Origin of the sequence: Teichococcus wenyumeiae, assembly GCF_003696345.1 — a bacterium.
GTDB classification, from domain to species: domain Bacteria; phylum Pseudomonadota; class Alphaproteobacteria; order Acetobacterales; family Acetobacteraceae; genus Pseudoroseomonas; species Pseudoroseomonas wenyumeiae.
In genome coordinates this window covers 1-4,809 of sequence record NZ_RFLX01000097.1, presented here as the reverse complement: position 1 = coordinate 4,809, position 4,809 = coordinate 1, and the positions used below count along the sequence as shown (strand labels likewise).

Annotated in this window: 3 protein-coding genes; all 3 read right to left on the bottom strand. The window is 67.5% G+C overall.

What is annotated here, in order from left to right; genetic code table 11:
• Positions 1–343: 343 nt before the first annotated feature.
• Positions 344–1,795: a DUF6880 family protein gene (locus EBE87_RS27625; RefSeq protein WP_120640959.1), complete on the bottom strand. Its 1,452-nt coding sequence runs from the start codon at positions 1,793–1,795 to the stop codon at positions 344–346.
• 50 nt (positions 1,796–1,845) lie between these two features.
• Positions 1,846–4,083, bottom strand: coding sequence for an SF1B family DNA helicase RecD2 (gene recD2, locus EBE87_RS27620; protein ID WP_120640958.1), 2,238 nt, complete (start codon positions 4,081–4,083; stop codon positions 1,846–1,848).
• 190 nt (positions 4,084–4,273) lie between these two features.
• A partial coding sequence (locus tag EBE87_RS30635) for a winged helix-turn-helix transcriptional regulator (protein WP_199708004.1) occupies positions 4,274–4,809 on the bottom strand: 536 nt, incomplete at its 5' end.

Below are 4,809 nucleotides of genomic sequence, written 5' to 3'. Positions count from 1 at the left end.
GCTGTGAAAGGCTGGTTCGTCGAGCAAGGCGCAATTAGAGAGCTGATCCTCGTCGATCAACCCGACTGGCTTTGCAGCAGTTGTGTCAGCAGTGTCGGGCTTGGCATTCTCCATATCCAGCCGGTGCGTCCGCTTCAGAGCGTCGGAAGGTGCTAATACCAAGTCTCTTTGATCAGAACCTATAGAACGCTGAGGCAGCTCCGTGCCGCTGCAGAAGGCGCTATAGCTATAGGTTCTGTTCACTGGGACTTGGTATAAGCGCACGACTGATTAGGGCGCTGAGCTGCCGATCACGACAACCGCCGGTCAGTCGCTCAGCTGGCACCTTGGTGAGTGGTTACCATCAGCCTTGACCGTCCAGCAGAGCCCAGAACCCGACCTTGCGGCCGTGCTCGTGCTTGAGACGTGCCAGGAACACGTTGTGATCTTCGAGGCCGGGCTCCGCTGGCAGGAGCGAAGCAAGGCTGGCACAGGCCCGGACATCACGCACCGCGTACGGGTATTGCCGCGAGGAGGCCCGCCGCAGCACGTCCTCGGCCAGGATCCGGTGCAGCAGCGTGGCAGCGGCCGGATACCGTTCGGCCAGCGCCTCGGCTGCGGAGCGGATCCGGCCATAGTCGCGCCCGTCCATCTCGCCATGATGGGCCCGCACCAGCCGGTTCGCCGCTTCAAGCTTGGGCCAGCCGACCAGGAAGCTGAGCGCCAGGTTGCGGTCGGGATGCGCCAGCGCGTGCGCCATCGCCCGGTCCTCCGCTTCCATGTCGTCGAAATCCGGCAGGCCACGAAGATAGGGACGCAGGTGCTGTGGTGTCAGCCAGCGGCGGAAAGCGCCCCAGCGCAGCGCCTGTGCTTCCTCTCGCTGCCCAAGCGCGTCCAGCGCCGCAATGCGCAGGTCCGTCAACCGGATCTCCTCACTCTCCTGCCGACCGGGCGCCCGGTCCAGCCAGGCAAGCGCTTCGCTGGGGCGCCCATGAGCGATCAGGCGCTCGGCAACGTCGCCAGCGAAGTTCTCCGCCCGACCGCCTGCCTCGGTGGCCGCGATATAGGCGTCAACGTCACCCTCAAGGTCGGCCAGGTCGCGTAGGCGGAAGGTGATCTGGCCGCGGCCCTGCCAGCTCTCGTACGCATCGGGCTTGCGGGAGCGCGGCACTGCGGCGAGACGTGCCTCCAGCAGCCGGCGCAGTTCCGCGCGGCCCTCAGGACCGAGCGCCGGGCCGGCCGCCTCTAGCAGCCGATCGGTCTCGCCGTAGCCGTCAGCGTCCCAGAGCGCCAGCACCTCGCCGGCCAGCGTCACCGGGTCGCGGTGCGGCAGTTTCGCCCAAAGCCGTCCGAGTTCGGCGCCGGCCTGCCGGAACACCTCGCCCAGCGTGCCGCTGCCATCGTCGCTGCGCTCGAACACGTTGTCGGCAAGGCCAAGCAACAGCCGCATCTGCGCCACGGCCGCGCGCGGGTCCGTCGCGGCCAAAGGCCCGGCGATCATCTCGCGCAGGCTGTCGAGTTCGCGGGCGAGGGGGCGCACCTTGTCCCACTCGATGAACCCCCGCGAGCGCCCGATGGTGCGCAGCCGCTTCTCCACCTCGGTGGCAAGCCGGCCACCGCCATCGGTCCCGGCGAGCGCCAGGCGCAGCGTGCGAGCCAGCGCGGCATCACCTTTGGCCTGCGCCATCAGCAGCTCGGCCAGCCGTCGCGCGCCCAGCTGCTCCAGCGCCTCGGCGCTGAGCGTGCGAGAGCGTGGCGCAGCCTTCTTCGGCTTGGGACGGTCAGGGAAGGGCGCCGCGGTTTCCTTATCGGCCATTGGTGGCGGGGTCAGGCGTGGGCGGCCTACTCGGGCGCGTGGCGGCATGCTCAGCTCCTTACGGCTGCGGCGGCAATGGCTGAGGCAGCGCCCGGCGCCAACCACTCGCGGAGCTTCGACCATCGCCGGCGTGCGCCCTGGTTGCGGATGGCAATGGCCAGGGCCCGGCGCTGTCCGACCAGCACGACCAACTTCTTGCCCCGGGTCACGCCGGTGTAGAGCAGGTTGCGTGCCAGCATGGCGTAGTGCTGCGTTGTGAGGGGGATCACCACCGCGGGGTACTCCGAGCCTTGCGCCTTGTGGATGGTGGTGGCGTAGGCCAGCACCAGCTCATCGAGTTCGCCAAAGCCGTAGGTGACCTCCCGGCCATCGAAGCTGACCGTGAGCTCACCCTCCTCCATGTCCATGCCGGTGATCACGCCGAGATCGCCATTGAACACCTCGCGTTCGTAGTTGTTGGCCACCTGCATGACCTTGTCGCCGAGGCAGTAGGTCCAGCCGAAGCGCTCGATCCGGCGCTCGCCGGGCGGGTTGAGCGCCTGCTGCAGTTCGATATTGAGCGCCCTGGCACCCAGACCGCCGCGGTTCATCGGGCAAAGCACCTGGACGTCTCGGACCGGATCGAGCCCGAAGCGTGCCGGGATGCGCTCGCGCACCATGGCCAGCAGCTTGCGGACGCCGTCCTCGGGCTCGTTGGCCTCGACGAAGAAGAAGTCGCTGCCCGCAGTCGCCTTGAGCTCGGGCAGTTGGCCGCGGTTGATGCGATGCGCATTCACCACGACCTGGCTCTCGGCCGCCTGGCGGAACACCTCCGTCAGGCGCACCACCGGGACGGCTCCCGAGCCGATGATGTCGGCCAGCACCTGCCCTGGCCCGACGCTTGGCAGCTGGTCGACATCGCCCACCAGCAGCAGCGCCGCTGCATCGGGCAGCGCCCGGAGCAGGGCGCGCATCAATGGCACGTCCACCATCGAGGTCTCGTCCACCACCAGCAGCTCGCAGCCGAGAGGGTTCATCTCGTCGCGCTTGAACCCGCCCGTCTTTGGGTCGCTCTCCAGCAGCCGGTGAATGGTCCGGGCCTCGAGCCCGGTGCTCTCGGTCAGGCGCTTGGCCGCGCGGCCTGTGGGAGCGCAGAGGGCCACCTCTACCCCTTTGGCCTGGATCACCTTCAAGATCGAGTTGACCAATGTGGTCTTGCCCACGCCAGGGCCGCCGGTGATCACCAGCAGCTTGGAGGTGAGGGCAAGCCGCAGGGCCTGACGCTGGCTTTCGGCCAGGGCGAGGCCGGTGCGCCCCTCCACCCAAGGAAGCGCCTTGTCAGCGTCGATCGGCGGCCAGGGCTGCTGGCCAGAGGCGAGGCGCCCCAGCCGTTCGGCGATGCTCTGCTCAGCGCGGTAGAGGCCGGCCAGGAACACGCAGCGCTCGCCTTCCAGCGTGTCGGCCACGACCTCGCCGGCCTCCAGCTCAAGGGTGAGGGCGGTCGCGATCAACTCAGGGGCGACCTCCAGCAGCTTGCCCGCGAGCGTGGTCAGCTCACCCACTGGCAAGCCGCAATGACCCTCGCCGGTGGCTTCGGCCAGGGCGAAAGAGATGCCGGCGCGCACCCGGATCATCGCCGTGGGCTCGATCCCGAGCTTGCCCGCCACGGTGTCGGCCGTGCGGAACCCGATGCCGCGGATATCACGCGCGAGCCGATAGGGGTTTTCGGTGATCACCTGCACGGCACTGGCGCCATAGGTCTTGTAGATCCGCACCGCCCGCGAGGTGCCGACCCCATTGGCATGCAGGAACAGCATGATCTCGCGGATCACCTTCTGCTCGGCCCAACCCGCAACGATGCGAGCGGCCCGCTTGGGCCCAATGCCGGTGACCTCCCGCAACCGGTCGGGCTCGGCCTCGATCAGGTCGAAGACGGCCGCCCCAAACGCCAGGACCAGCTTCCTGGCATAGACCGGGCCGATGCCACGGATCATGCCGGAGCCGAGATACTTCTCGATGCCCTCCACTGTGGTGGGCTGGGTCGCCTTGAGGAAGCCCGCCCGGAACTGCAGGCCGTGGGTGCGGTCGTTGACCCAGGCGCCCGATAGCTGCACCCATTCCCCGGCCGAAATCGATGCCGCGTGCCCCACCACCGTCACCAAGTCTCGCTGCCCGCGCGCTTTCACCCGCAGGACGCAGAAGCCGTTCTCGGCATTGTGGTAGGTGACGCGCTCGACCAGACCAGCCAGCGCTTCGGCGGGCGGGTTGCGATCAGCAGTAGGCAGGGATGGAGCAGCGGCACTGGGCATCTCCGAAAGATGGATCGGTTTCGCCGCTAATGGGAGAGCCTGATGGCCAGCACTCCTCGTGCATGCATCGCGCTTCGTAGCCGGAGGATTATCGTGCTGTGTGGACGGTAGCGGATGTCGCACATAGGTAGAAAGCGGTCATCGGGCAGCCCAGGTGCATGGGCGCTACTGCCGCAACCGTCTCATGTGGTCAGTCCGGCGCACCCGGCACGTCCGCAGCATGAAGACGCGAGAATTCCCGCATCGACAACAGGACGGGCATGAGGCTCGCCCCCGCGTCTGTGAGCCCGTACTCAACATGCGGCGGCTGCCGGCCGAAATCCCGTCTCGCGACCAAGCCGTCCCGCTCAAGCTCCCTCAAGTGCTGTGTGAGGACCTTCTGCGACAGGTCCGGGATGTCCCGCAGCAATCGTGACGTCCGCATCGTCGGTTCGGCAAACAGACGGAACAGGATCGGGAGCTTCCAACGCCCACTGATCATGCTGAGCACCCGGGTAACATGCGCGACGGAGCCTTCCGGGCCGAGGCAGGCGCTTCTCCGTTCCTGATCTATGGGCACTTCAGGTGCGTAATGGACCCGCCCATCGCTCTCTCTCCATAACGCCAGCCGCAGCGCGAGGAGGATGTCATGGATCTGAAGATCGACGGAAGGGTGGCGTTGGTCACCGGCAGCAGCAAAGGCATTGGCGAGGGGATCGCCCGCGGTCTCGCGAGGGAGGGGGCCGT

Coding starts and splice junctions, on each gene's coding strand:
- recD2 (WP_120640958.1), bottom strand. CDS start 4,083: ATGCCCAGTGCCGCTGCTCCATCCCTGCCTACTGCTGATCGCAACCCG.
- EBE87_RS27625 (WP_120640959.1), bottom strand. CDS start 1,795: ATGGCCGATAAGGAAACCGCGGCGCCCTTCCCTGACCGTCCCAAGCCG.